The following is a 26046-nucleotide window of genomic DNA, read 5'->3' on the forward strand; positions in this document are numbered from 1 at the left end:
CCATCTGTTCAAATCATATCACCTCGCATGAGTCGTGAATCCCTAAGAACTCTACTGGCCTGTAGAGACAAATTGAATTGCGAAAAAACCGATGAACAGAATAACAACAACAGCAATGATGACAACCCCTGCTTTTCTCATTCGTTCCCCCCTATCCAAATACCAGACGATCCTCTGGTCCCACGTTCCCTTTTATGAACTGAAAGCGGCATGTCTTAGGGATTTCAAGCATTCTTATATGCGAGTTCATAGTGCTCGACCGTTGGAAAAGGATCATAGAAGTGGTGCAGCAGCGATTTCCATTCCAGGTACTCCGCGGATTCCCTGAATCCCACCGTATGGCTCTCCAGCGTATCCCACCGGACCAGCAGCAGATACTTCCCTGCTTCCTCCATGCAACGGTGAAGTTCATGCCCGATGTAGCCCTTCATGCTGGAAATGATCAAGGATGCTGCCGTAAAGTTCTTTTCAAAATCCTGTTCCTGGCCTGGTATGACTTGCAAAATAGCGACTTCGAGTATCATTGGACACCACCATCATGAATTATTTTTTGGTTGGATCTTGTGGAACTACTTTACTGGAATGAACCATGGGTTCTGTAGAAGTGTAGTCCGTATGGTACGCACCGTGCTCATCCTGCAGTTCATGTTCGAACATCAGATAACTGCCGATGATGTGGCCACCGCTTTCCAGGATGTAAGCAGTAATGCGATTGTAACCCGGCGTCGTTTCGTGAAGAAGATATCCGGTTTCAATAACCTCCTGATGAACATAAGGACTCAAATCCAATTGGCCTGCGGTCTTCACTTCCTTCATATGTTTGCCGTAGGAAATCAAGGTCTCTGGTGCATATTTCATTTCCGATGCAAAACGATCGATGTTCCAGCCATATCGTTCTAAATAACGGGTATGATCTTTGTTGTAGGTTATCACTTGCTCGCTAGTATCGTTATTACATCCCGTCACAACGACCAGAAGAATCAGGATTAGGAACGCCCATTTCGCTTTCATAGATCACCTCCGAATTACCCTTCGGGTGGTTTGCCACCTTGATTCATTCCAGCGATTTTATTCGTTCATCAGCCAATAATGAACTTTCCGGCCGTCCATCTGCTATCGCATAAGACCACCGAAGTCTCGATCTGACGTTCAGGAACGTTCCAAAATTGACGCAGCAGCTGCTCTTTTTCCGCCGTAGACACGCATCTAAAGCCGTTTTTTTCATAAAACCGGATGGCCCATTCAGCCGTTTTCCAGGTTCCGATGAGTACAGGCCGTTTCGTCTGAGCGATGAGATGATGCAGCAGCTTCGTTCCGATTCCGCCGTTACGCTGGGTTGTTCTGACGTATGCATGTCTGATTAAAGATACGTCACCCTTATCCTGAATTCCCATCACACCAATCATTTGCCCTTCCTCTTCAAATCCCCAGAATACAACGCCATCCTCAATCTCACGGCTTAATTCCTCCTCTGCCATATAAGGCTCGTGATAGCGGTCATCAGGAATAACGCCTTTGTACGCACGAGAAGCATCATTAATAATTTCGTATATCGCTTGTTGATCCTCACGATCGCATAATCGAATCATCGTTTTTCTCCTCTATATAAGTTTTCTGGGATCGGAACTCATAGACAAGTTCACAATCCTCGTGTTCCCGCAGGATAACTGGGATTGAGTTTGTTCATCCAATGATGCCAAAACATCATTCCCGTTCTCATGAGTCATCGATCCCAGCCCTTCATCTTTTTTCATAATTATACCTTTAATTCCAGATAGGAGGAACCATTTCGGCACATGTTAACCATCCTAAGCGGATGAAACGAACAAAAAAAGGAGCGGCTGCACCGCTCCAATAACATCAATGAGCACATCCTTTATGGGCTAATCTCTTGCTGCTTGCATATCAAAATAATAAAACGGTTGAGCACAGCCAGACCGGCAAAAACGAAAGCAAAGATTATCCATCCAGAAGCCATATTGCACATAAACGCCGCCGCGAACAAAGCTGCCTCAATGACAAGCACGGCAAACAGAGGAACGTTTACAGAAGCCTTAGGCGATACGAACAATCCCCATACGAAGGCTGCAAGAACAGGTACTCCGAGACCCGCTACCCATTGCAAGTAGATCCCTGTCTGAACATGAAAGCCCCAATACCCTAAGGAAAACAGCAGGACGAGTTCCAACACAAAGCGTAGCAAGAGGTTGAGCATTTTGAACGTACGAATCACCCTCACCTTCCATCTATGTTTTCTGAAAATAGAACCCTATCTTTTTTCGGCCCTAAAGAACAGAAATAAAGGAATCCTCATCCGCCGCTGGTAGGTCTCTGTACTTTGGAAATTAGCTTCATCAGGCTTCGACTCCCTGAGGTTTACAATCTGAAACCCGGCCTCTTGAAGCGCAGAATAGATACCCTCGACCGTTCTGTGATATTTCACCGCCTTGCCGCCAAGCCACTCCTGGTTTCGAACACCCGTATGAAAATAGTTGTCAACGATCCAGTCCTGCTTCATACCTTCCCCCCTCGGCAGCCCGTAAGAGGATGTCATCACGGGATGCTCAAGCGAAAAAACAAAGCTGCCGCCATCAATGAGAGCATGATACACCTTTTTGAAAACGGCTTCGATGTCTTCAAGGTAATGCAGCACCAGCCTGGAGACGACCATATCAAATTGCAAGTCCGGAAAATCCCATTCCTCAATTGTCGTATGTATAACATTTGCATTCTGTCTAAGCAAAGACTTCTTCGCGGCTTCCACCATATTTGCTGAGCCTTCGATCCCCGTATAAGAGCAAGCTCCCATATCAAGAAGATCATTGCCGAACGAAGCGTCTCCGCAGCCCAAATCCAGAACGTCATGACCGGATACGTCCCCAATTAACTGTATGATGATCGGCTTCTCGATGGTATCGTTGGCGTTCTCACTCCAGCCTCTCCGGTCCTGGTACCTCTTGAAAATCAACTTATCATCATAAAATTGGGAACCTCTATATTCCATACAGTTTCCTCCTAAAGGGCATTGCTTCCTCTTCAGAAATCCGTCTTCCCGTCTCTCGATCGTTTTGCAACACAAAACCGGTACAGAATGAACCCAGCCGAGGCACCTATATCATTTAAAATCACGTCATCAATATCACCCGTACCCACTCTTAGCACGGTCTGCATGAACTCCAGGATCAGGATCGAACCCGTAAAACAGGCTAAAAACAAGCTGTATCTTCTTAATTTCTCAAAAATAAACGGGAGAATCACCCCGAATGGCATAAATACGCCGATATTCCCCGCCAGATTAATGATCGTTGTCCCGATATTATGACGATTCATATTGAATATGTAACTGAAAATCGTTGTTAAGGGCATCAGGTTGTAGCTGAATCCTTCACGAGTGGTTCGTCCGAATCCCCGAAACATCCAATAGAATAAACAAGCGCTGTACCCTAAGAAAATTATCCATGCGAGCCATTTCAGGATTCTATAGTTATTTGGATTCAAAGCTGCCACCACTCCGGAGGCTCAATTGCATGTCCGATGGATAAACCATATTGTACCGGACCGGTATTTGCGTATCCTTCAGACAAAATTCCTCCTCCATGACACGTATACATCCGCTTATCTTCTCCGATTCTGAATAGGCTTCTCGAGCGTGTAGAACTCATCATCGATTTGCGCCATTTTCTCATTGATTAATGCTCTTGAATCTTCGATGGCTTGATTGTAAATGTAGGGTCCAAGCTCGGTAATCATAAAGTCGATGAGTTGCTCCGCTCCAAGCTGTCCGATGCTTTCGGAACGCTCCTCTTCAAAATAAGCCTGAACGCTTTGGGCAATTTCCGCTTTTTGTTCTTTGGGCAATTTAATAGACATCATTTGATGTGTACCTCCTCTGAGTAGGGCCATACGGCATAACGATGTATGCTTATTGATACAAAGATCTCATAAGGCCCGCTTTAATTTTATTGAATGAATGTTGCTTTTGTAATAAATGCTGAGCGAAGTCCATGATCTAATCCACGCAAGCCTTCAACACCGCATCATGCAAAATGGGACGCAAATCCTTCAGTACGTTATCCCTTCCCAAATGAACGGCATTCGTGAGAAAAACGACGCTCAACTCGTGGACGGGATCGATCCAGAGACTCGTGCCTGTGTAACCCGTATGCCCGAAGCTGCCGGATGGCCAATTCGGACCGCAGGACATCATCGATGCGGGGCCCTCATGCACCTGCCAACCTATCCCGCGTCCCATATAGACCGACTTCGTGCATGCATTCACCGATTCGCGGGTTAAGAAAGAATACTGCTCCGGATATAGCCAGGCTCTAGCATACTTGGATAGGTCCTCTGCGGTTGTGAACAGACCTGCGCTTCCAGCCACGCCTCCGAGTCGGTAGCATGTTTCGTCATGCACTTCGCCAAGCAGGTATTTCGAGCCGTCCCATTCCGTGGGAGCGATCCTCCCATGCAGATCTACTGACGGATTGAAGCAGCTATCGTTCATCCCGAGCGGTGCAAAAATAGCCTCCATGGCGTATTCATCTAGCGGTTGTTTCGTCATTCGGGAGATAATCCAGCCGACAAGAACCAATCCCAAGTCGCTGTACTCAACGCGCTCACCTGGATTGAACTCCAGGTCAAGCGTCAGAATTTGCTGGATATCGATACTTTTGTAACGTTCCCTGAAATCCGGGAGCACGGAAGGCAGGCCTGAAATATGCCTCATGCAATGTTCTATGGTTACTTCAGCATGACGGAACTCCGGAATATATTTTTGAACCGGATCCTGTAACGACAGCTTAGTCTCCTGCACGAGCTTCATAATTGCCGGGAGAGTCACCGCGACTTTCGTCAGCGAGGCTGCATCGAAAATCGTATTCAGCGACGCCGTTCCATATGCAGCCTGCCATTTCTGCTTATTGCCTATCTGAATATCGAGCACTGCACCGGGTATCTTCTTATCGGCAATCCACCCCTCGATTAATGGATGAATCGAATCTATTCCTTTCACAAACCGTCACCGCTTTCTCCTGGAATGTATATCTATGATGAAAAATAATGCAGATTAATCTTTCTTGACCAACCCAATCAGACTGACCAGCAATCCCAGAAGGATCGTCACGAAGCTCAGGCTGGGCATATATATTTTGAAATCCTGTATAAAGTTAAAAAGGAAACCGACCAGGATTAGCTCGGCGCCGAAAAACATGATCTTTTTACCGGATATCCGATGACGATAGACGAATATGGCTATGATACCGATTACAATTACAAGTATAATCAAAGCACTGATGATTTTGAACCCCAATTCCGTTAACGAAAATAGCTGATAAAAGGAATCTTTTTGTTCCAATCCCATTCCTCCTTTTCGAAAAAGTACCTGTCATCATACTGTCATTCTCCGAGTGTGAGTGGCAATTCGTGAACATGTTCCGAATGTTGCTGTGTTAATCATTACGTATTTTACAGCATATTTTTGGTAAGTGCACCACAGACTGCAAAAAAACGTCCCCTAGTGGAAACGTCTTGATACAAACTTTCGAATTGTACACGCCTTACGTCCTCACGATCTTCCCGCCGGTACGGCATTCAAGTTCAGAATCGACTTACGTTCAATCAACTTGGCTTCAACGAGTTCAGAAACCGGGGATTGCTTGGGATCCTTCATCATTTTCAGCAGCGTCAGAGCGCTTTTTCTTCCCATTTCCTCCCGGGGCTGTTCCATCGTGGTGAGTTGAATCCATTGAAATGAAGCGTATTCCAAATTATCGAATCCCATCACCGATATCTGGTCAGGAACGGCGATATGATGCATATGCAGCCATTCCATGGCACCGATGGCCAGCAGATCATTCGCTGCGAATACGGCCGTCAAGTTCGGGCATCTTTGGTTCAACTTCTCCATGGCGGCACGTCCATGGTCAATGGTGCGTCCGCCTTCGACGATACTGACCGGCTCCGGCATGAGTCCGTAGGCAGACATCGTATCCATATATCCGCGCAACCGTTCCGAACCTGTGATGGAGTTGACAGGCAGGGAGATAAAACCGATTCGCTGATGGCCGCGCGTGACGAGGTGGCGAATAGCTGCCGAAGCTGCATGATAATGATCAACATCTATATATGGGGCATTCAGGCCTTGCGGCGTTCTTCTCCGGAGAAAGACCACCGGCATCTGGAGACCTGAGATTAATGCAATCATTTCATCGTCCAAGACATCCGGCGTAATGATCAATCCGTCAAATTGACGGGAAATGGCATTCGCGATAAACTGCTTTTCTTTTTCCGATTCCCGATTCGTACTTCCGTACACCACCTGATAACCATGCACGGATAGCGTCTCTTCTACCGCATTTGCGAGAGCGGGGAAAAACGGATCCGTAATATCCGGAATCATGAAACCTATCGTAAAAGTTTTTTTCTGAATCAAGCCTTTGGCAACGGCATTCGGCCGATAGTTTAAATATTGGACCGCATCCATGACTTGAGTCTTCGTCGTCGGGCTGACATCCGGATAATGATTCAACGCCCGTGAAACGGTCGATACGGATATACCTAAGTACTTAGCAACATCTTTTATATTAGTCACTGGCCTCTCTCCTCTGCACCTTGTTCAAAAACGTTTCCGGCAATGCCTACCTTTATCTTAATGACCGATTGTTTTCGCTGAATCAATGGAAAGATAAGTTTGTGTTAACATAACCAAAAGACCCTCTGGATCAAAAACAACAACCTCTTCCTGTAACATGCTCCATTTACTAATTTCGTTATCCTGACCGTTAACGTAACGACGGCAGCCGATTATGTGGGTCGGCTGCCGTCATGTCATGATTGAGCTATTGTGTTCCGTTCATTTAGTGATTACTTCATTAAGAATTGAATCAATTTGTATCCCTCGTGATGCTTTTAACAAAATCACATCATTTTTCATAATTCCTTGGTTTAGAGCATTTGCTAATGAGGGCTGCTCTAATACGACCTTTCAAGCTCTATTTGTTCCAAGCATCTTTAATGGTACGACACGATTGAATACAAGACGTTTACAGGTTCCCGCTTGCTTACTCGTATATCTGAGCTATCGTATTTTCTTCAGAGCGGTTGTATCTCACGTACTCTCACGCCTTTTGAACAGTGGGCGAGTAAAATACGTCACTATGCATGTGCTGAATTTTGTCCCAATTGCCAGGATTGGTCGTGTCTGGAGAGCGCTGCTCCAGAATGGCTTGATATAAGGCGGTTTTTTCTTCCAAATGGGCCACGTGCCGTTTGGCTTCTTCGAGCTTAACGAGCGCCACTTCTTTATGCTCCATCATAAGTGTGTACCGCTGCGGAATGGTCGAATCCCCTTCCATACAGAGGTCGACGTACGTTTTAATGACTTCAATCGGCATCCCGGATTGCTTGAGGCATTTGACACCATGCAGCCAATTAATCGATTCCTCGTCGAACATCCTAATATTGTTTTGATTGCGCTGTACGCTGGGCACCAGGCCCTTGTCCGTGTAAAAGCGTATCGCGTGCTCGGTGAGTCCCGTGATCAGGGCGGCTTCTTTGACCGTATGCATGTGTAATCCTCCTTGGAAAATAAATTTTTGAAGACGGCTTGCCTTCGTGTAACACGAAGGTTGTAGGCTTATTGTAATGCAAGTCGACCATAAGCGAAATCCCTAATGAGGTGCCCGATTCACGGGATGCGCGGTCGCTTGCCGGTTAACATCTGAACAATGGGAGGAATTACAATGCAAACTGTAACATTGAACAACGGTGTGAAAATGCCGATCATCGGCTTCGGGGTCTACCAAGTTCCGGATGCTGAAGAATGCGAAAACACGGTATATGAAGCGCTGATGGCCGGTTACCGCCTGATTGACACCGCCGCTGGTTATCTGAATGAGGAAGCGGTCGGCCGGGCGATTAAGCGCAGCGGCGTACCGCGTGAGGAGCTGTTCATCACGACCAAGCTCTGGGTTCAGGATGCCGGCTACGAGAGTGCCAAGCTGGCGTTTGCCAAATCCTTGAAGAAGCTGCAGCTCGACTATCTCGACCTGTACCTTATTCACCAGCCGTTCGGCGATTACTACGGCGCTTGGCGTGCGATGGAAGACCTGTACCGCGAAGGCATGATCAAGGCGATCGGTGTCAGTAATTTCCTGCCCGACCGTCTGATGGACCTCATCGTGCATAACGAAATCTTGCCCGCAATCAATCAGGTCGAAACGCACCCGTTCTACCACCAAATCGAGAGCGCCGCTTTTATGAAAGAGCAAGGAGTGCAGCACCAGTCGTGGGCCCCCTTTGCCGAAGGACTCGGCAACATGTTCGGTAACGAAGTGCTGGCCTCCATCGCAGAAAAACACAACAAGTCCGTAGCCCAGGTCGTGCTTCGCTGGCTTATTCAGCGTGGAGTCGTTGTTATTCCAAAATCGGTGCGCAAAGAGCGAATTGTTGAAAACTTCAACATTTTCGATTTCGAGTTGAGTGCAGACGATTTTAAACAAATTTCCAATCTCGATACGAGGGAAAGTCTTTTCTTATCGTACCGCGATCCGGAAGTAGCCAAGATGATGGGTAACTGGAGAGTAGATTTGTAAACCTGGATCGAACCGTAAACTCGCCACGCGTTTATCCTCATCAATGAAGAAAGGACAAGGCGGGCTCCCCTTGTCCTTTTTCTGTACTTGATTGCAAATTCAACGAATAGTGAACTCCGAAATTTTAGACCACATGTGCACTAACTAAAAAAACTCAGGAGTTCAGATTGAAAACTTTTTGCAGTAAAACTAAGCTCACGATTTTTATGAACAATCAGACCATGTGAAAAACTCATTTTGGAATGAAACGGAAGGATCTTTAGTGTACCTGTCTTTAGTTCGTTATTGATAGCTATTTTAGGGACTAAGGCAAAACCTTTTCCACAGCTTACATATTGTTTTATCATTTCAAGACTTGATAGTTCTAACGCATCTTTAACCATAATCCCGGCATCTTTTAAAACATCTACAGCACTCGTATGATACAAACAAGACGTGCCGCTACTAATAAAAAGTTCGTCATTTAGAATCTGGACTCCCTCATTTCTCACTTTCCGTGATATATCCTCAGATGCAGCAAAAACGATCGTCTCTTCCAATACTGGATAAAAAAGAATGTCATGGCGATTCGGATTTTGAGGAACAATTCCAAAATCCAACTCATAATCTATGACACCTTTTAGGATATCTTGATGCGATCCTTGTTCAATGCGCAAATTTACGCTTGGAGAATTTCTCGTATATTCCTGAACAAAGGGAAGCATACGTGTAAGAAAAAATGATTCCTGTGTTCTTATCCGTATCGTTCCGCTTGGTTGATTCAGTTCATTCATACTTTCTTTAAGGGATTGACTTAAGTGAACATACTGATAAGCATATTTTGAAAATATCTTCCCAGCTTCCGTAAGTTCTATCCCTCGTGGATATCGATGAAACAATTTTTGTCCGCTAATTTTCTCCAACTGTTGGATATGAGTGGTTACTGTGGACTGAACATAGCCTAAGCGATCCGCTGCTCGACTGAAACTTTTTTCTTCAAGTAAGGCAATAAACGCCAGAAAATAGCGACCTTCTAATGATTCTATCACATCAATCCTCCTTCTCTATTTCAATTTGAAATAGTAGATATTCGATTTATTCGTTAGTCAAATATATTTTTTCATTATACGATAACCTTAGTTCAAAGCCAATTATTGAATAGATTCAGAAGGAGATGTAAAAATGAAGACCAGCTATCATCAGCAAAGAGTTGGAGATGTCGAAGTTTTTTATCGTGAAGCCGGCCCTAAGGACGATCAAGTTATTTTATTATTACACGGGTTTCCGTCTTCAAGTCATATGTTTCGCGACCTAATTCCCGAACTGGCAGAACAATACCGTGTCATTGCCCCTGACCTTGCTGGATTCGGTCATACAATAACTCCTCCGCGCAGTCAATTTAACTTTACATTTGACAGTCTGTTCCGAGTTATTAAAGATTTTACTGAAGCATTAGGTCTCGACCAGTATGTACTTTATGTGTTTGATTACGGTGCACCTGTTGGCTATCGTTTGGCAGTGGCTCATCCGCAAAGAGTTCAAGCCATTATTAGTCAGAATGGTAACGCTTATATTGAAGGATTTAGTGACGCTTGGGGATCCTGGAAGACGTATTGGCATTCTCCGACACCTGAAAATCGTGAAGCATGCCGCGATTCCTTGACACCTGAAACCATTCGCAACTTTCAGTATCTTCATGGAGCTGAGGCCAGCCTTGTTTCACCAGACGGGTATTCTTTGGATATTGCTTACATGTCGCGCCCGGAAGCGGAAGAAATTCAACTGGACTTGATTCTTGACTATCGAACAAATGTGGATCTATATCCTGACTTTCAGGCTTATTTCCGTAAGTATCAACCTAAACTTCTAGCCGTATGGGGTAAAAATGATCCTGCCTTCCTCCCTGCTGGAGCTGAAGCTTATAAGCGTGATATTCCATCTGCGGAAGTTCATTTACTTGATACTGGACATTTTGCTCTTGAAACACACGCTAAAGAGATCAGTGAGCTAATTCAACAATTCTTAAAAACAAACTAAAATTTCGATGAACCGATCGGTCCAACGTTCTGTGTATTTTTCATATAGAAACGAAGGGAGCTTTCAAAATGAATGTATTTATTATTGGGATTACGGGTAACATCGGCGGTCTGCTTGCACAGAGACTCGTTTCCAAGGGAGATAGCGTTCATGGGCTCGTTCGCCGGCATGAACAGCAGGCAGAACTAGCAGAGCGAGGTATTAATACGACACTCGGAGATCTCGCTAACATGTCTGTGGATACGCTAGCGGCCTCCTTCGGCAACGTTGACGCCATCGTGTTCAGCGCAGGGTCCAATGGAGGCAAGATGGAGGTCACAAAGTCGATCGATGGCGATGGACTCTCCAAAGCGATCGAGGCAGCTAACAGAGCACAAATCAACCGTTTCGCGCTTGTGTCGGTACTCCCAGAGTCTTGGCGGGAGCGCGACCTCGGCGACGAGGTTGAGTATTATTTTACGGTGAAGAAGAAAGCAGACATCGAACTTAGTCGCAGCAATCTAGATTGGCTGATTCTTCGTCCCTCACTGCTTGTTGACAATCCTGGAACGGGCATCGTTTCACTCGGGCCAGCCGAATTCCACGACCAGATTGCTTACGCCGATGTCGCTGAAACTCTCGCCGAGTTGCTCCACGAACCTCGTATCAGCCAACAGATTCTTGAACTCAATACTGGCTCCACTCCGATCCTAGACGCGATCAACGCTAACATCCGTTGGCATTAGACCGCTAACATGTACCCAGATCCCAAAGAAAGAACGAGGAAAAATGTGATGTCTGATTTTTCTCATATTAAGAGCACCATGAGGATTTGGTGTGGTATGCAACAATAAGGATGATCTTAAACTATTCTGCCCATTCGTATTGTGAGGTCACCAGGACTTACTGGTCGGCCTCTTTTTTTGGCTAGAATTGCTTAATAGGCAGCCAATGTCTCGGTTGCCTATTGTTATGATGCTATCGTCACCTGTTAACTCATTTTTTTCAAAAGGCCTATACGCCATATTAGTACTTAAGTAAAGAATTAGGAGTGGTAAAATGTCTCGTAACAAATCATCTTTTATTATCTTCATTCTGGCATTCGGTATTTTTGGGATTGTCAACACTGAGATGGGCTTTATTGGTATTCTCCCTCGGCTGGCCGAGCGTTTTGACATTTCATTATCACAAGCGGGTTTGCTTGTCAGCTTATTTGCTCTGGCGGTGGCGATTTCTGGACTGTTTATGCCCTTGCTTCTCTCGGGGATCAACAGCAAAAAACTCATGTTAATTGCTATGGGATTGTTTACAATATCTGGGTTTGTTTCTATTTATGCGCCAAGCTTCGAGGTGCTTCTTGTCGCGAGAATCATACCGGCCTTCTTACACCCCGTTTTTTTCTCGGTTGCTTTCGTTGCTGCAGCTAATTCAGTAAGTGAAGATTACGTTGCGCGAGCGATCTCCAGAATATTAATGGGTAGCAGTGCCGGGATGGTTATTGGATCCCCCATCGCAGCCTTGCTCGCAGATGTTCTATCTCTGCAGGCATCCCTCTATTTCTTTGCCATCGTTAATGTGATTGCGTTTATATCCATCATGATCTTTGTTCCATCCATGCCTGTCAAAGAAAAACTTACGTATGGATCGCAATTAGGCGTGTTACGCAAACCGGTCGTCTGGAATAGTATCATCACCATGATTTTACTGAATGCTGGTATGTATGCGACTTTCAGCTTCTTTGCAGAATTCCTAGATGGAATCACTGGAATGAACGGTAGCCAGATCAGCGTTATGCTATTTATTTTTGGGGCAACGGGATTAATTGGTAATTTAATATCGGGTTTTTTACTGCAAAAACGTGCGATGCGAACGGCATTGGTTTTTCCAATTATCTACGGGATCGTCTACCTGCTGGTCTTTGTGTTAGGAGACTACTCTATCCCAATGACCCTATTGATTGCCTTGTGGGGAACATTGTATACAATTGGGCTTAACATCTGCCAGAATTCGATTACTACCGCAGCATTCGAAGCCCCTACGTTTGCCAATGGTCTGTTCGTAGCGTTGGGAAATATGGGAATAGCCTTGGGAACCTTTGTTGGGGGTGCGGTTATCACTGATTTTGGGACGAGATCGATCATTTGGATAGGCATCCTGTTCATGATTCTGAGCTTTGTATTTATCGCGGTCCGCGCTTTTCGTTACAGTCCAAAGAAAGTGCAGGCCTAGGGTATATATAATAAATTGTAATTTTGCCATGGGGGTGTCAACGAATGACCGTATATCATGAGGGTGAGCGCTTAGTCCAGAAGAGAGTCGGCGCGGAGTCTATCGCCAATTTGAATGGTAGGGGTATCCAGAATTTTATTCCTCAAGGATTCGATTTGTTCTTGGAGGAGCAGTCCATGGTGGTTATCGCATCAACAGACGCGACAGGTTGTTTGTGGGCGTCTCTTATTACAGGGTCCCCTGAAATGATACAAGTAACGGATCAGAAGTCATTAGAGATAATCGCCCTATTTGTTCCTCAAGATCCGTTTATTTCGAATATCGAAAACAATCGGAATGTGGGCCTCATCGTTATCGACTTTGAACACCAAATTCGGGTTCGTATTAACGGGGCTGCGCAGTTTACAGACAAAAATACTCTGCGAGTGGAAGTCGAACAAGTATATGGAAACTGTCCGAAACATATTCAAATGAGAAGCATGACACCGATGGATCACAGGCCGGGGCTTATAAGAGCATCTGGAAGACAGAAGGAACTAACCCCGGAACAAATTCAATGGATTAGAGAAGCGGATACGTTTTTTATTGCAAGCAGCGGTCCCGGAGGAAAAACGGATGCTTCGCATCGAGGGGGGAATTCGGGTTTTATACAACCGTTAGGTGATAAAGCATTGGTTTTTCCCGACTACAGGGGGAATATGATGTTCAACACACTGGGCAATATTCAGATCAATCCCAATACGGGACTCTTGTTTCTTGATTTCAAAAGGGGACGAACGCTTCAACTTACGGGAAGTTCAAGTATCGTTTGGGATGTTAATAAGGAAGAAAAATCGAGGTTTCCCGGGGCACAGCGTTTGGTCAAATTTCAAATTGACGGAGTGATTCAACTAGATAACGTCATTCCTTTTGACTGGAACCTGTTAGGATACTCGCCTTACAATCCAAAGTAGCATCCTGCCTGTACATTATGAAATATAGTTACATCGAAACGGCTGCCTAACTCGAGGGCAGCCGTTTCCTGTCAAAGGTGAATTTATGATAAGGCGGTGGCTCTGGAAGCAGAATTAACTACGGGTATTTCCGGTGTGAAAAAGCTTTAGACCGCATTTGAAGATGCTGTTCGTTCGGAAATTGGATCTGCCACTCCGATAATACGCTTAACGAATTCCTTTTCCTCCATGTGGAACACTACGATGTCATCCCTCAGAAATTCAGCCAATCCTTCAAATGCTGTTCAATCTCTTCCAAATGATCCTCAATGCTTTTCGTTCCATCGACGGTTATTACTTTTAACCCCCGGTCCAATGCATCCTGGGTAATCTTGTGCGCAAACCCGATATCCCGGTTCATCCAATTTTGAAAAGCAAGGCCTGGATCATCGCATTCTTTTAAGACATCTTGAATCCAGCTTCTTTGCGAATAATGGAGTACCTGAAATTCTGGAGCTGGTACAATCCAAATGGCTTGACCGGGATGGGTTAACACTGGCGCAACGCTCTCAGGAATGGCAGCTGTCCCTTCGACGATAATCATTTGATGCTTGGGAAGAGATATCAGGTCATCCACAATCATGCTGAATTCATCCTGGTAGTACTCCATTTCCTCGTGGATCTGCTGAATTACCGGACGATTCCAAATTTCGTTAGAGCTCAAATCCTTTAACCGCTGCATGAAAGGATGTTCAGCAGGGTTACATCTTTGGATATGCTGCTCATGATGAAGATCACAAGAATAGTAATAAAAATCATATTTCCGTGAGAGCTTCTCAGCAATCGTGCTTTTGCCTGAACAGGGAGATCCTCCGATCCAAATCACATGAGAGAGCTCTTGTTTTAGGTTCAACATATTCACCTCCCGCCTCAAGGCTTATCTTCCGAATAAAATATCCATCAGGGTGCCGAATTGACCGGACTTGTAACCGCGGAGTATATCGGGATTATAAATTTCAACATAGCCGCAATGCGTGCAGGATACAAACAGGAAATGGTGATAATTGATATCCATGATTTTGCTGATGCCCGTACCGCTCATCGCCACTTCGTCGGTTATGCACTCGTCATGCCCGCATTTGGAGCATTTGAACTGATTCATGATCACGTCTTCGATTCCTACATCTACCTCCGTGTCTTCGGCGTTAAGTATCGTCGTTTCCCCCTGAGTCCCCTGCAGATGCTCCGGCAGGACTTCGGTTTTGCATTCCGGACATACTTGTTCCACGAGCTCCACTTCTTGCCCACACCATGGACATTGAATCATTGGATTCACTCCTTAAGAAGGATCATTTCAATAGATCATATGAGCGCTACAAATGCTTCCTGAAGCCTTCAACCTGTTCGTCCCTATATCCCAATTTCTCATAGAACTGATGAGCTTCTTTGCGCTGCTCCCCCGACACAAATATGATGTAAGCACAATCATGATCACGGGCAATTTTTTCGATTTCAACCATCAGTCTTTTTCCAATGCCTTGTCTGCGAATCCGGTCGGACACAATCACATTTTCAATGACCATGAACGGTCTGCAATCCCGGACGAAATCAAGACAGATAATACCCATTAACGATCCGGCTAACTCCCCTTCATAAAATGCACCTAATATGTGGTAGTTGCCACTAGCCTCAGCAGATTTGAATACCTCTGTTAAACGTTGCCCGTCCGTGGGATATCCCATCAATTCTTCGTACAACCCGCTCAGCGCCGGAAGATCCTCTTCCGCAATATGCTTAACCGTAACCATCATTTCCCTGCTTTCTTTTTTTTCTGGTACTTATAGTGTAAAGTCATCCAAGAATGTCTGCAAGAACGGCTGCACCTCTTCTTTGATCATAATATCCCGGACCCGGTTGCAGCTTCCTAGTACATCCTATCAGTTCAACTTTTCGATTGGGTTACGTTCAGGACGTTTTTTACTAACGGATCACCGATCGTCCTGCATATGTTTCGTGCATCCGTGTTCAATATTCAGTATGATAGTTTTATAGAAAGAGAGGTAAATCATGAAGAACCAGGCATTGCTGCTATGGCACAAGATTATTGAAAGAGGAAATTTCCGTACGCCGGAATATCAGGATGCCTTGAACCTGCTGCCCGGCGCAGCCGATGAGGAACTCACCCATCTTGAGGACAAGATCGGTACAAAGCTGCCCGAAGAAATGAAGCACTTCTACAAAGTACATAACGGCCAGAACTGGACCGCCGGTTCTCACACCTTCGTCCGCAATCTGACCCTGCTGCCCCTGAGCGCAATACGGGATAGTTGGAATTTTTTACAGGAGGAATTTGACCCGGACGGCTTGGAGATGGATATTGAACCCGGTATCAAGCCGATGCTGTGGAACTCCAAATGGATACCGATTGCGGAGAACGGTGCCGGAGACTATCTCTGCCTTGATACTGATCCTGCGGGCGAGGGTACTTATGGACAGGTACTGTATTTCTGGCATGATTGGGGCAACCGCTCCGTTGAAGCCGCAAATCTGTATGATTTTATTGAAAACTGTCTGCAGGAAGAAGCTGAGAACGAGGATTAGATGATACCGAACTTCTTCAAGGCGAAGGCGATTCCGTCTTCGCTTGCTTTTTTGGTTACGAAATCCGCCGTTTCTTTGAGTCTCTGCTCACCGTTACCCATGGCTATGCCAAGTCCCACATATTCCAGCATATCCACGTCATTTCCTCCATCTCCGAAGGCAATGGCTTCTGACCGGTTCAAACCGAAATGCTCCAGTACCTTGTGGATCGCAGAGGATTTGGTTACTACGGACTTTTCGAACACGCTCATCACGTAGTGATGCCAACGCTTGAATTGAAGGAACGGAAATTGGTTAACGAACTTCTGAGCCTCGCTGTCATCGGCATACAAACACATTCCGTAAATTTCTTCAGCAAGGGAACTCTTTTCCGGAAAATCGATGATCGACAATGTCTCTTCCAAAGCACTAACCACGCGCTGGTTGTCATGACCTATGCCGTTCATGAGGTATTTCTCCGTAAAATAGGATACGCTGTGTCCATTCAGCTCCGCGAAAGCCGAGACATTACGTACCGTTTCCGCCGTGAGCACGTGTTTATGGATGATTTCCTCATTGCATTTGACCAGTGCGCCGTTGGCGGAAATAAACGTATCCACCCCCAACGCTTTAAACTCGTGGCACAAACTATAGGGTCGGCCCGTAGCCACGACTACTTTGATGCCTTTATCCATCAGTTGGACGATCGCTTGCCGGGTGCTATGCGACATGCTTTTGTCCGTTTCGCTGAGTAAAGTTCCGTCGACGTCAAAAAAAACAATTTTGTACATTGCTATGATGGAAGCCACCTTTACTGTTCATTTTCGCATTTATCTGAAAAAAACCGAGATCGCTCTCACTTTTCCTCACTTGTTTCTTCCATCAACTGCCGGAGTCTCCATAAAATTTGCTTCATGTTCCCGTTGATGACTATAGTCAGGAACAGCCCTTCGTTAAAACGATCTCCACGGAGGTAACTGGTTACCAGCTTTCGCAAAGTTTCCAGGTCCGCATTCTTGATATATTCCCCTATATCCCGGTCAAGCTCTCTGAATACCTCATGTTCCCGAATCCATGCACCCCAATCGAAGACCATAAGGAACCCCGTATCGCCCAGTGCCTTGCGAAAAGCAAGAACCTGATCCGTTTCACACCTCCATCCATTCACTTCTTGATAAAAAGTGTCTGCTGGTCCCTCGAAAAACTCAAGGTATTGAAGCAATCTCTTGATTTCGGTTACGGTGATGTTTTGATCATAAGGCATGACGAATCCCCCTTCCCAACAATCCATGCTGGCGCGTAATCCGTTTTATCAACCATATTTGTCCATCAACTCCGACAATGTGCTTTGGATACAGGCGAGAAGTTCAGAAGGCTCTTTTATCGTGACTTCATGACCTAATCCAATAAAAAATGAAGCAAAATACGGTATATCGCTGGTTAAAATCTTTCCTTCCAGCCAGCCGCTCCCATCCTCCCGGGTTTGCATATTAAGGACAGGCCATGGCTCCGCCTCATACATCTTAACCCCTTTTCGCGTAAGCTCCGCATAAAGGGCAATATGCTCCTGATCGGTACGAGTGATGACTTCCCTGTTCTCAAGATGGATATGGCTTAAATCGAGCGCCTCCATGTCCGAAGGAGCTACCGAATGCATCCTGTCGCAGCGAAACGTACGGACTTCCTGATGGTGAAAAGAATACGCCGGGCAATACCATAAACCATTCCTCGAATAAATACCTATCGGCTGTATGTCGTGGATTGTTCGTTTATCCCGAGATTCATAATCAATCAACAGGACTTTTTGCTGAATAGCCGCATCGAGCAAAATCGATAAATATGGAGCGCTGATCTGCCTTTCAGGCGTCACAAAATCAACCCGGTTTTTCATTTGATCAATACGATCCCTCGTGTCGCCCGACATATAGTAGTAGAACTTGCTTAAAGCCGCAGAAGACTCCGATTCAAAGGGAAGCGAAGCATAATGCCGAAGTGCATGTACCGCAAAAAAGATGGAAACCGCTTCGTCCTCGGTGAAGGCAATGGGAGGTAAAATTCGCTCTCTTAACACTTGATAACCACCATGAGGACCCACTTCCGAATATAAAGGCACGCCTAGCTCGCTCAATTCCTGCAAATCCCGCAGGATCGTCCGGGACGAAACCCCAAATTCCTGCGCAAGCTCCTTTACCGTGAACTTCCGCTTTCGGTTTACAGCCATCATCAGTTCCATGAGTCTTTTGGATTTAGACATCGTTTGGCTCCATTTTAATAATTATGACAATCCTTGTCACTATTATCATTTAAAATGATGTACAAGTCCAGTCAAACCCTATTGATTAAAAATTAGGAGGAATTCCGTTATGTTCACAACAGATAACCAAACATTACCGACCCGAAGATATTTCACATCCGGCTCTCTACAGCTCTCTTATCTGGATTTTGGCGGAGTAAACCAGCCTATTCTGCTGTTGCTTCATGGCCATATGGGCAATGCGCGAACCTTCTCGGCTGTAGCGACCAGATTTCCGGATTGGCATGTTATCGCCTTGGATCAACGCGGCCATGGCTGGAGCAGTCATTCTCCCGAGAAGGATTACTCAAGAAATGGCTATATCTCGGATATTCACCATTTGATTAGCCATGAGCTGGATGGAAGACCTGTTACGCTGCTCGGACATTCTTTGGGCGGGGTCAATGCCTATCAGTTTGCCGCCCGTTATCCTGAACTTGTCCAAGCCGTGATTGTAGAAGACATTGGCGTGGAAATACAAAGTGACCTCAATTTCGCCGCCATGCTTCCTAAACGATCTAATTCTTTACTGGAACTGAGAGAAGCACTCGTCCAAGCAGGACTCAGAGCGGTGGACTATTTTTCGGAAAGCGTGTTTGAAGATGAAGACGGCTGGGGATTCCGTGCGGATCTTGAAGGGATGAACCAATCCCAAGCATGCATCAACGGATCCTGGTGGGAAGATTGGCTCACTTCCGTTTGTCCTATATTACTGATTCATGGTCAAAAGAGCTTCGCTCTGGATCTGGACCAGGCAAAGCGTATGGCAACGCGGAGACCCAACACCAAACTTGAGGTCTTCGCCGAATGCGGGCACGGTGTTCATTCCGATGACCCGGAGGGTTTTGTTCAGGTCGTCAAGAAATTTCTTGAGGAGCTGTAGCTTGCAGCGGGTGGATCATTGGATCCACCCTTTTCCAAAAAAACGCTTCAGATTCTGTCTAGCCATGCTCCCATCCGTCCAGTGACACATCTGACGAAAATCCGTATTATCCGTGATTTGGTCTATACCGCCGATGAGTCGGTGTTGGGATAACCACTGTATATCTTTATCTTTAATCTGTTTGGTGATGAGACTGGCGATGACCTCGCCGTGCATGACTTTAAAAGGGCGATCATAAAAAAGTGTGGCCTCTTCCGAAATTTCATCCGTGATCCCTAGTCCATTATGTAACTTTGCCATGTATTGAAAAGCCAAATTCAAGGAATGCTCCCGTTCTCTCCATGTTTGTACCGCCTGTACCTCTCTTAAATGCGGCATTAACGATTCACTGCAGCTTAAGCTTTTAAAGGCTGTACCGAACCATTTGGGATAGGGTGCATATTGACGTTCCATCAGAAAGCAAAGATTCATGATATCCCGAACGATCCGCGAAGCAATGATAGCAGAGCCAAGCTCGTCTTCCACAAAACCGGCACGGAGCATCAAATGCTCTTCTTGGCCGATACGCTGCCACGTGGATGCCATCAGATAAAGCCAAATATCTTCCGGGTAATAGTCCAATATCTCGCGTATTGCTCGCAGCTCTCCCTGTTCGTCGCGAAAAACCTCTCCACGGGTCAGCTCAAGCAACGTTTGCGAAGGAAAGGTCAACCAATCCGTATAGTCCAACGGTTCACGGATGTTCACGGCTAAACATTTCTCGATATATTTGTCCAGCGTCGTCATAACGGTCATCTGATGATAAACAGGAAATCCCTTGAAGCTATCGGGCAACTGCTGTTCGAGCAAGAATCTCGTATTCTGAATCTGTTCAGGTTCTGCATCCTTCAAGAAAAGATGGACACGCGGGCTCCAATCATGGTCTCTCGACATCTCCGTATCATATCCGAGTACCTCGCTGCCAGGACCCAAAATGGCTGCTGAATATTCCATGGGAGCGATTCTCTTCATCAACGGCTCGACAATTTCGAAATAATATTGCCGACATATTTCAATACCCTGCACAGATGTATCCTCCTCTGGATTTCAACCACTTCATTACGAGCATACCGAAGACGGATTGGCATTAAAAATCACGCCCTTTCCGCCAATAATTTCAGTTGCCGATTACGGTGCTCCAGAAAACTCTTCATATATTTTTTCAATATCACTCTTTCGGTCATCCATCCGATCACTCCAAAAGGAGCTTCAAAGATTAACTTATCCTTCATGCATGTCTTCCCCTGCACATCTTCAAACGTATGTTCATGCCGTAAACTCTTAAAGGCACCCTTAACCATCACATCCGTAAAAAGAAAGGGCCTCTGATATTCACTAATTTTTGAAGTCAACTTCTGCCTGATCAGAAAATGCGTAGCTTGAAAAGTTACAAACTCACCTGCTCCAATCATGCCGCTTGTCGTTCCTGCAATAGCTTTTTCCTTCGTATGTTTCCAAACCGTTTCCGTATGAAGCTGTATATTCCGTGCCAGATCAAAACAGACATCAGCCGGAACATCAATAAGCGTTTCCGTCATGACGGCGATCATCAAGTTCAGCCCCTAAGAATTGCTTAAAATCCGCAATATGTATTTGTCGTGAGTCATGGTCGTCTTAGCTCATTCCTAGCTCCTCCAACTTCAAATGGCTTCGTTATTGAGGCGAAGGATGAATCATGACGAGCTCTGGACGCTGTCCTATTCTCTGCTGATAATCAATGAAATACTGCTCATTCACATGAATTAATTGCGATATTCCTTTGGGAATGGTAACCGTTGTTCGTTCTCCACTCATATTCTGGACGACAATTCGATCATCATGGACTTCAGCCATAATTACGAAGGCGGCAGTGCTCGATTTAAGGTTATACTATAATAAAACACCCGCTATGAGGAGTGCCGATGTAAAAATCACGCGTTTTATTTTGACGTTAACACCTTCTACAAGCATAGTTCCTCCTGTAACTTCTCATCATTTTGCGTAACTGATACCCAAATGAGTTCCGGTTACTTTTTTACTTTTTCCAGGATAATTTGAAGAATACCAAGCAATAATGTACCGATCCCTATATATATCCCGATATAGATCTCCGTATACGCGTAGTCAGGAATGATTCCATCACCCACCGGCCCAACTTTCGGTTGATCGATTGCCCATAATCGATATGATGAAAATGCAGTAATGATCAAAGAACAAATTATAACCCATATTCCCTTTTTCATTGCCTTCTCCTCTTACTGATCTGTTATTGGTCTTTCAAAAATGATCTCGTAGTCTGTCGGTTTTCCTTGACCATTATAATGAGTAGGCAAAACCTGAACCAACCGCCAGCCTTTTTGAGCATATTCTGCAATCGTCTCATGATGTGTTGCCGAAGAGAAAATCCCACCTAAAAAGCACTCTACAAAAATGTATTCATACATTGTTTCATACCTCCAAGATTGAAATGATCTTCTCTTATATATAAACACACGGAGGATCAAAAATGTTGGATTCCAATGAAACTCTTGGCACTGACATGCCGGCGACCAGCAACATGGGCCGGTTACTGCAGACTGCAGCAAGGTCGGTGCATCGTCATTATAACCATAAAACCCACCTTCGGATATTCATCTTCGGGTGGGTTTCTGCGATGCATCGGTCTGCACACATTTTAACTTGCCTCATGTGTAACAAAATACTTTTACTGGGGATACTTCTCTTGCAAAAATGCTACGGATTGGCTTATCAATTCTTTCAATACATTAACGTCAATATCCGCTACCTTGTTAATGTACACGCATCCCTTTCCAGTGGTGTGCTTTCCAAAATCCTTTAATAGTTCTTCCCGTTTAACATCACCAGTTGCAAAATATAAACTAATCTTGGCTTTTCGAGGTGAATATCCCACCAACGGCGCAACTCCCTCATGGCCGGAATCATATTTGTAATGATACGATCCGAAACCAATAATGCTGGGTCCCCACATCTTCGCAACCAAGCCGGTCGTTTCGGTGAAAATATCTAATAATACGTATGCATCCTCACGTTTCTTAACGCTTTCCACGTTTTCGATAAACTCGAGGACACTATGGTCTGTCTCTTTTGTTTTTAGTTCATACATAGCAGAACATACTCCTTTTCTCAAACGTACTCGAACCCACTATAAATGTAAAGAATCTTCTCCCCCAACCTGTTCTCACTAAGGCCTTCATCGCTCCAACCAAGTGTGCCGCCAACATATCCGTATCTCCCACATCCCCGATCACAACGCATTTAGACAAATTCAAGCGATGTTCCTGTGCCGCCGCAAGCTGCATTCCAGGCTTGGGTTTCTTGCATTCGCAACCTTCCTCATTTCCATGTGGACAAAAAACTTCTTTTTGATGCACCGCAGCCGGAATCGAATTTTGCAAAATCCATATCTAAAAAAGTTCAGATTGGTACTTTAAAACTATTTCACTAAATGTAATATATATCTAAAATATGAATAAATACAAAAATATTACAAAATGGTTTGGGTTGCTAGGATTAAGAAAATTGTAACTGTTCAGCCTGTTACGATCTTATTGGATATACAGCACAAATAGAGACACTCCGTTACGGAACTACCTCTACGGAAACAGGAATGTACAGACATGTAATTTTAAAAAAGTAACTATCTATATGCGGAATAGTTACAAATAAATTTAATTAAGGGGCACTTATCGTGAATCTCAAGTCTGTTTTCAAAGGAATAGTATCATTTGCTCTGGTAGTTTGTCTAATTGCTGGAACTAGTATTATATCTGCTTTTGCGAAGTCGACTGAAAGTTCGTCGAAAGATTATGCAGATAAAAGTGGTAGTTATTCAGGAACTGAATTTCAGGCTACATACCCATTAAAAAAGAGTAATGGGGCAAAAGTAAACTTCTGGATTAAAAATACTGGGAATGTAAGTGTAAGAATCACAATTAATGGAGATCAGAAAAGAACTCTCGCACCAGGTAAGAATGGCCATATTAGTGCTCCAGTTGGTTTCTTAAGTAGCGAATATAAATTTAAAGTTGTACCAACTCCTAATGGTGGTAAAATTAGTATAGACTATCGTATTGCTCAAAGAGATTAAATTTGCCATTGCACGGCGTTTCTTAATAATATGGGCTCTACTTTTTCAATCCATGTATGTTCTTGATCCGCGAGCAAAGTGTTCCATCCGAGACTTTTAGCCTGCTTCAGATTCTTTTCTTGGTCGTCAATATAAAGAATTGTACCGTTGCAAACATCCTTATCAAAATATTGCTCGACATATTTAAAAATTTGAATATCCGGTTTACATAGTCCCACTTGATTCGAGATGGTAATGCTTCTTGTGTACGGTTCAAGTTCGGTCAAAACATGTTCCAGCCATTCCTTACAGTGATTACTCAATATATGAATATCTGCGATTCGACTCCATCTTTCCAAATGAATGAATCCGGGAAGCGGTTCCAATGAATGAATTAACGACTCTTGGGCTTCTTCTTTGCTCATCCGCTGTACTCTCTCACGTATCCAAGCCCAAAAATGCTCTTCTTTCATCTTTCCTGTCCAGAGATCTTTTCGAATTTCATTAAATTGTTCTTTCATATCTTGAAATGAAATATCAGAACCACCAGATACTTCAAGCCAGAAAGTCTTTGAGAAATTGCTTACTAATACACCAGCCAAATCTAACACGAGTTGCGGCTTAGCAATCAAATTTAAACCTCCTTATTTCAGCTTTCCAGCGGTTTTTGAGCAGCTTGCCTTACTTACATTCAGCTAAAATTTCATTGATTTGTTCAATATGTCTCCGTTCATGCAGGTACAGCGATCTGACCCATTCAATTAATAACATTTCTTTAAAAACGGGGTGTATAAAATGTCTTCTACTCAGCACGGAGGGATCTTCTATTGTGCTTAATGTTTCGTACAGCTTCTCTCTTGAAGAGTTAAGTTTTTCAATGATTTCTTGATATTCCAATGGTTCATCCGTGGGTTTAGCCATGTCTGGAGCTTCTAATTTTTGACTTCTATCAAGTAAGAAATCCAAGGGTTTATTCTCGATGATTGAATCTTCTTTGCTCTTTAATCCTCTCCTGATTGCTACAACATATAATTCTTCTGTCTTGCTTAAGTGTTGACATACCTGGCTAATACTCCACCGGTTTGAGTCTATCCGTTTATTTAATTGATCTCCGCTCAATCCATTCAGAATTCCTAATAATTCGTCTCTTGTTTCTTTTAAATTTTGATTGATTTCTGGAAGCTCCATGGACAACATCCTTTCGTTAATTGATTTCGGATATTCCCTTAAGCATGAATTCCATAATTCGCCTAATCCAAATGACTTAATACAATAAACTGTTCCCTAACTCGGGAATGTGATTGGATACGAACCTTGGCGATAACCTGGCTAGACCATTTAGTTGTTTCGATAAAAATCACTTAATATCCGAAGCATCATGGCCAGCGGGTTATCTCCTAATATATACCAACTGCGGATATTTCGCACCCCCTCGTTAATCCATAAAAAAAACAGCCCGTCAACCGAGCTGCCTTCCGCTTTCTGTATTTTCTAACCTTCTTTTAAGATTTATCGCTATGATCCTTTCTTGTAAAAAAGATTACTTCTTCACCATGCTTTTAGCGAGGCTGATTACATCCGTTTTCGCATTCTTAGCCAAAATCGAATAGTGCACCTTGTTAGCTGAATCCGTCCAATCCAAGTGATCCCTCCCTTGTAACTCTGTTGTGTACGTACATTCTATGCCATTGATTCCGAGGGTTTCCGTTTTTTGATCGGGATTGGAGCCTGGCACCGGTGTGCCGCCTATGGACTCCGAGGGCTTCACAAAAGTTGCGACCACTGACATTTCTGCTTTGTTTTTCACGAACGTAAGAACGGCACTGGATTCTTCGACGACTTCCAAAGGCTTGGTGAACAAGGTTTTCTTTCCTTGTGCTGCTTGTTCTTTCAATTCTTGATCCAATTTCTTGTATAATGCCGATGTTCGATCCGGATTTTGCGGATATAAGAATCCAGCTTTGAATGTATAACCTTTTGGCAAAGTGGCCGGTTTCGCAAGTAGAGGTGCGTTCACTTTCTTGGCTTTGGCCACATAATCGTTGTATTTTTGGAACACAAAACCTTTCCCTGCAAATGAGATCTGATCGGACGGGTTCAGCTTTGGATCCTTCACATAGTAAGCGATGACTTGACCTGGCTTAAGACCTGCGTACAGCTTATCAATCTGATCTTGTACCGTTGCAGGCTTTTGATCTGCCTTGATCAGAGTAACGGCGACTTTACTTTTCAAGTCTTTCGGCGATACTGACGGAGTCGAGGCGTACGCACTGACCGTTCCTGCTATGCTCATGACTGCCACGAGTGAAATAACAGTTTTCAATTTCGTTCCCAACATTAAATTCGTGCTCCTTTCGGCCGCAAGGCCTTACATATTTGAACTGATTCCATACCATATAACAACCGACTAACCAGAAAAGGGACACTTTTCAAAAATC

36 protein-coding genes are annotated in these 26046 nt (G+C 44.5%); 8 read left to right on the forward strand and 28 right to left on the reverse strand.

What is annotated here, in order from left to right; all coding sequences use genetic code 11:
- Window positions 1–224 precede the first annotated feature (224 nt).
- The 11 genes from GRF59_RS06670 to GRF59_RS06720 form a co-directional block, all read right to left on the reverse strand.
- A complete protein-coding gene (locus tag GRF59_RS06670) occupies window positions 225–524 on the reverse strand; it encodes an antibiotic biosynthesis monooxygenase family protein (RefSeq protein WP_160496823.1) in 300 nt (99 codons plus the stop codon).
- Window positions 525–543: 19 nt separating this feature from the next.
- The gene (locus tag GRF59_RS06675) at window positions 544–1011 is read right to left on the reverse strand and encodes a DUF4830 domain-containing protein (RefSeq protein ID WP_160496824.1); all 468 of its coding nucleotides are present in this window, start codon (window positions 1009–1011) and stop codon (window positions 544–546) included.
- 68 nt (window positions 1012–1079) lie between these two features.
- Entirely contained in the window at window positions 1080–1589 is a 510-nt protein-coding gene (locus GRF59_RS06680; protein ID WP_160496825.1) for a GNAT family N-acetyltransferase, read from the reverse strand.
- Window positions 1590–1876: 287 nt separating this feature from the next.
- A complete protein-coding gene (locus GRF59_RS06685; RefSeq protein WP_341480023.1) occupies window positions 1877–2233 on the reverse strand; it encodes a YrdB family protein in 357 nt (118 codons plus the stop codon).
- Window positions 2234–2269: 36 nt separating this feature from the next.
- Complete coding sequence (locus GRF59_RS06690; RefSeq protein WP_160496826.1) at window positions 2270–3004, reverse strand: class I SAM-dependent DNA methyltransferase; 735 nt, start codon at window positions 3002–3004, stop codon at window positions 2270–2272.
- Window positions 3005–3036: 32 nt separating this feature from the next.
- Window positions 3037–3510: a VanZ family protein gene (locus GRF59_RS06695; protein WP_341480024.1), complete on the reverse strand. Its 474-nt coding sequence runs from the start codon at window positions 3508–3510 to the stop codon at window positions 3037–3039.
- 105 nt (window positions 3511–3615) lie between these two features.
- Window positions 3616–3873 carry a DUF2164 domain-containing protein gene (locus GRF59_RS06700; protein ID WP_160496828.1) on the reverse strand — a complete coding sequence of 86 codons (258 nt, stop codon included), beginning with the start codon at window positions 3871–3873 and terminating at the stop codon, window positions 3616–3618.
- A gap of 136 nt (window positions 3874–4009) precedes the next feature.
- Complete coding sequence (locus tag GRF59_RS06705; RefSeq protein WP_160496829.1) at window positions 4010–5011, reverse strand: serine hydrolase; 1002 nt, start codon at window positions 5009–5011, stop codon at window positions 4010–4012.
- A 54-nt stretch (window positions 5012–5065) separates the two neighbouring features.
- Window positions 5066–5353, reverse strand: a complete 288-nt coding sequence (locus GRF59_RS06710) for a hypothetical protein (RefSeq protein WP_160496830.1) — start codon at window positions 5351–5353, stop codon at window positions 5066–5068.
- 210 nt (window positions 5354–5563) lie between these two features.
- On the reverse strand, window positions 5564–6589 hold the full coding sequence (locus GRF59_RS06715; protein ID WP_160496831.1) for a substrate-binding domain-containing protein: 1026 nt from the start codon (window positions 6587–6589) through the stop codon (window positions 5564–5566).
- A gap of 526 nt (window positions 6590–7115) precedes the next feature.
- Window positions 7116–7565 (reverse strand): MerR family transcriptional regulator, encoded by a 450-nt coding sequence (locus tag GRF59_RS06720; protein ID WP_160496832.1) that lies wholly within the window; start codon window positions 7563–7565, stop codon window positions 7116–7118.
- Between the two features lie 174 nt (window positions 7566–7739).
- Here GRF59_RS06720 and GRF59_RS06725 point away from each other — a divergent pair, with 174 nt between their 5' ends.
- A complete protein-coding gene (locus GRF59_RS06725) occupies window positions 7740–8591 on the forward strand; it encodes an aldo/keto reductase (RefSeq protein ID WP_160496833.1) in 852 nt (283 codons plus the stop codon).
- A 140-nt stretch (window positions 8592–8731) separates the two neighbouring features.
- On the opposite strand, the gene GRF59_RS06730 is transcribed toward GRF59_RS06725, so the two are convergent.
- Window positions 8732–9619, reverse strand: coding sequence for a LysR substrate-binding domain-containing protein (locus GRF59_RS06730; RefSeq protein ID WP_160496834.1), 888 nt, complete (start codon window positions 9617–9619; stop codon window positions 8732–8734).
- A gap of 133 nt (window positions 9620–9752) precedes the next feature.
- Here GRF59_RS06730 and GRF59_RS06735 point away from each other — a divergent pair, with 133 nt between their 5' ends.
- The 4 genes from GRF59_RS06735 (at window position 9753) to GRF59_RS06750 (ending at window position 13768) form a co-directional block, all read left to right on the forward strand.
- A complete protein-coding gene (locus GRF59_RS06735) occupies window positions 9753–10607 on the forward strand; it encodes an alpha/beta fold hydrolase (RefSeq protein ID WP_160496835.1) in 855 nt (284 codons plus the stop codon).
- A gap of 68 nt (window positions 10608–10675) precedes the next feature.
- Window positions 10676–11332 carry an NAD(P)H-binding protein gene (locus GRF59_RS06740; RefSeq protein WP_160496836.1) on the forward strand — a complete coding sequence of 219 codons (657 nt, stop codon included), beginning with the start codon at window positions 10676–10678 and terminating at the stop codon, window positions 11330–11332.
- 313 nt (window positions 11333–11645) lie between these two features.
- Window positions 11646–12815, forward strand: a complete 1170-nt coding sequence (locus GRF59_RS06745) for an MFS transporter (protein WP_160496837.1) — start codon at window positions 11646–11648, stop codon at window positions 12813–12815.
- Window positions 12816–12859: 44 nt separating this feature from the next.
- On the forward strand, window positions 12860–13768 hold the full coding sequence (locus GRF59_RS06750) for a pyridoxamine 5'-phosphate oxidase family protein (protein ID WP_160496838.1): 909 nt from the start codon (window positions 12860–12862) through the stop codon (window positions 13766–13768).
- Window positions 13769–14021: 253 nt separating this feature from the next.
- On the opposite strand, the gene GRF59_RS06755 is transcribed toward GRF59_RS06750, so the two are convergent.
- Genes GRF59_RS06755 through GRF59_RS06765 form a run of 3 tightly spaced genes read right to left on the reverse strand, consistent with a single transcriptional unit; the run spans window position 14022 to window position 15555 of the window.
- Window positions 14022–14663 carry an AAA family ATPase gene (locus tag GRF59_RS06755; protein ID WP_160496839.1) on the reverse strand — a complete coding sequence of 214 codons (642 nt, stop codon included), beginning with the start codon at window positions 14661–14663 and terminating at the stop codon, window positions 14022–14024.
- A gap of 21 nt (window positions 14664–14684) precedes the next feature.
- Window positions 14685–15074: a zinc ribbon domain-containing protein gene (locus tag GRF59_RS29340; protein ID WP_202128502.1), complete on the reverse strand. Its 390-nt coding sequence runs from the start codon at window positions 15072–15074 to the stop codon at window positions 14685–14687.
- A 46-nt stretch (window positions 15075–15120) separates the two neighbouring features.
- The gene (locus GRF59_RS06765) at window positions 15121–15555 is read right to left on the reverse strand and encodes a GNAT family N-acetyltransferase (protein WP_160498171.1); all 435 of its coding nucleotides are present in this window, start codon (window positions 15553–15555) and stop codon (window positions 15121–15123) included.
- A 259-nt stretch (window positions 15556–15814) separates the two neighbouring features.
- On the opposite strand from GRF59_RS06765, the gene GRF59_RS06770 reads away from it, so the two are divergent.
- The gene (locus GRF59_RS06770) at window positions 15815–16348 is read left to right on the forward strand and encodes an SMI1/KNR4 family protein (RefSeq protein ID WP_160496840.1); all 534 of its coding nucleotides are present in this window, start codon (window positions 15815–15817) and stop codon (window positions 16346–16348) included.
- Here the strand turns inward: GRF59_RS06770 and GRF59_RS06775 are convergent.
- From GRF59_RS06775 to GRF59_RS06785, 3 genes are all read right to left on the reverse strand, one after another.
- The gene (locus GRF59_RS06775; protein ID WP_160496841.1) at window positions 16345–17118 is read right to left on the reverse strand and encodes a Cof-type HAD-IIB family hydrolase; all 774 of its coding nucleotides are present in this window, start codon (window positions 17116–17118) and stop codon (window positions 16345–16347) included. The two genes, GRF59_RS06770 and GRF59_RS06775, sit on opposite strands and share 4 nt — an antisense overlap.
- 65 nt (window positions 17119–17183) lie before the next feature.
- Window positions 17184–17591 (reverse strand): DUF6508 domain-containing protein, encoded by a 408-nt coding sequence (locus GRF59_RS06780; RefSeq protein ID WP_160496842.1) that lies wholly within the window; start codon window positions 17589–17591, stop codon window positions 17184–17186.
- A gap of 48 nt (window positions 17592–17639) precedes the next feature.
- Entirely contained in the window at window positions 17640–18581 is a 942-nt protein-coding gene (locus GRF59_RS06785) for a helix-turn-helix transcriptional regulator (RefSeq protein WP_160496843.1), read from the reverse strand.
- 109 nt (window positions 18582–18690) lie between these two features.
- Here GRF59_RS06785 and GRF59_RS06790 point away from each other — a divergent pair, with 109 nt between their 5' ends.
- Window positions 18691–19503 (forward strand): alpha/beta fold hydrolase, encoded by an 813-nt coding sequence (locus GRF59_RS06790; protein ID WP_160496844.1) that lies wholly within the window; start codon window positions 18691–18693, stop codon window positions 19501–19503.
- A gap of 15 nt (window positions 19504–19518) precedes the next feature.
- Here the strand turns inward: GRF59_RS06790 and GRF59_RS06795 are convergent, their stop codons facing one another.
- The 7 genes from GRF59_RS06795 to GRF59_RS06825 form a co-directional block, all read right to left on the reverse strand.
- Window positions 19519–20568, reverse strand: a complete 1050-nt coding sequence (locus tag GRF59_RS06795) for a DUF4037 domain-containing protein (RefSeq protein ID WP_341480025.1) — start codon at window positions 20566–20568, stop codon at window positions 19519–19521.
- 68 nt (window positions 20569–20636) lie between these two features.
- Window positions 20637–21092, reverse strand: a complete 456-nt coding sequence (locus GRF59_RS06800) for an SRPBCC family protein (protein ID WP_160496845.1) — start codon at window positions 21090–21092, stop codon at window positions 20637–20639.
- A gap of 103 nt (window positions 21093–21195) precedes the next feature.
- A complete protein-coding gene (locus tag GRF59_RS06805; RefSeq protein ID WP_237391664.1) occupies window positions 21196–21336 on the reverse strand; it encodes a hypothetical protein in 141 nt (46 codons plus the stop codon).
- Between the two features lie 212 nt (window positions 21337–21548).
- Window positions 21549–21764 carry a hypothetical protein gene (locus GRF59_RS06810; protein ID WP_160496847.1) on the reverse strand — a complete coding sequence of 72 codons (216 nt, stop codon included), beginning with the start codon at window positions 21762–21764 and terminating at the stop codon, window positions 21549–21551.
- 12 nt (window positions 21765–21776) lie between these two features.
- Complete coding sequence (locus GRF59_RS06815; protein WP_160496848.1) at window positions 21777–21965, reverse strand: DUF4177 domain-containing protein; 189 nt, start codon at window positions 21963–21965, stop codon at window positions 21777–21779.
- Between the two features lie 260 nt (window positions 21966–22225).
- The gene (locus GRF59_RS06820) at window positions 22226–22645 is read right to left on the reverse strand and encodes a DUF1801 domain-containing protein (protein ID WP_160496849.1); all 420 of its coding nucleotides are present in this window, start codon (window positions 22643–22645) and stop codon (window positions 22226–22228) included.
- Window positions 22638–22913, reverse strand: a complete 276-nt coding sequence (locus GRF59_RS06825) for an HAD hydrolase-like protein (RefSeq protein WP_341480026.1) — start codon at window positions 22911–22913, stop codon at window positions 22638–22640. Before GRF59_RS06825 ends, GRF59_RS06820 begins: the two co-directional genes overlap by 8 nt.
- 317 nt (window positions 22914–23230) lie before the next feature.
- Between GRF59_RS06825 and GRF59_RS06830 the strand changes: the two genes are divergently transcribed.
- Window positions 23231–23629, forward strand: coding sequence for a hypothetical protein (locus GRF59_RS06830; protein WP_160496851.1), 399 nt, complete (start codon window positions 23231–23233; stop codon window positions 23627–23629).
- On the opposite strand, the gene GRF59_RS06835 is transcribed toward GRF59_RS06830, so the two are convergent.
- From GRF59_RS06835 to GRF59_RS06845, 3 genes are all read right to left on the reverse strand, one after another.
- Window positions 23626–24240, reverse strand: coding sequence for an HAD-IA family hydrolase (locus GRF59_RS06835; protein ID WP_160496852.1), 615 nt, complete (start codon window positions 24238–24240; stop codon window positions 23626–23628). The two genes, GRF59_RS06830 and GRF59_RS06835, sit on opposite strands and share 4 nt — an antisense overlap.
- A gap of 49 nt (window positions 24241–24289) precedes the next feature.
- Entirely contained in the window at window positions 24290–24796 is a 507-nt protein-coding gene (locus GRF59_RS06840) for a DinB family protein (protein ID WP_160496853.1), read from the reverse strand.
- A gap of 352 nt (window positions 24797–25148) precedes the next feature.
- Window positions 25149–25946, reverse strand: coding sequence for a hypothetical protein (locus GRF59_RS06845; protein WP_160496854.1), 798 nt, complete (start codon window positions 25944–25946; stop codon window positions 25149–25151).
- Window positions 25947–26046 lie beyond the last annotated feature (100 nt).

The sequence above is a fragment of the Paenibacillus dendrobii genome (assembly GCF_009807035.1).
Classification (GTDB): Bacteria; Bacillota; Bacilli; order Paenibacillales; family Paenibacillaceae; genus Paenibacillus_AQ; species Paenibacillus_AQ dendrobii.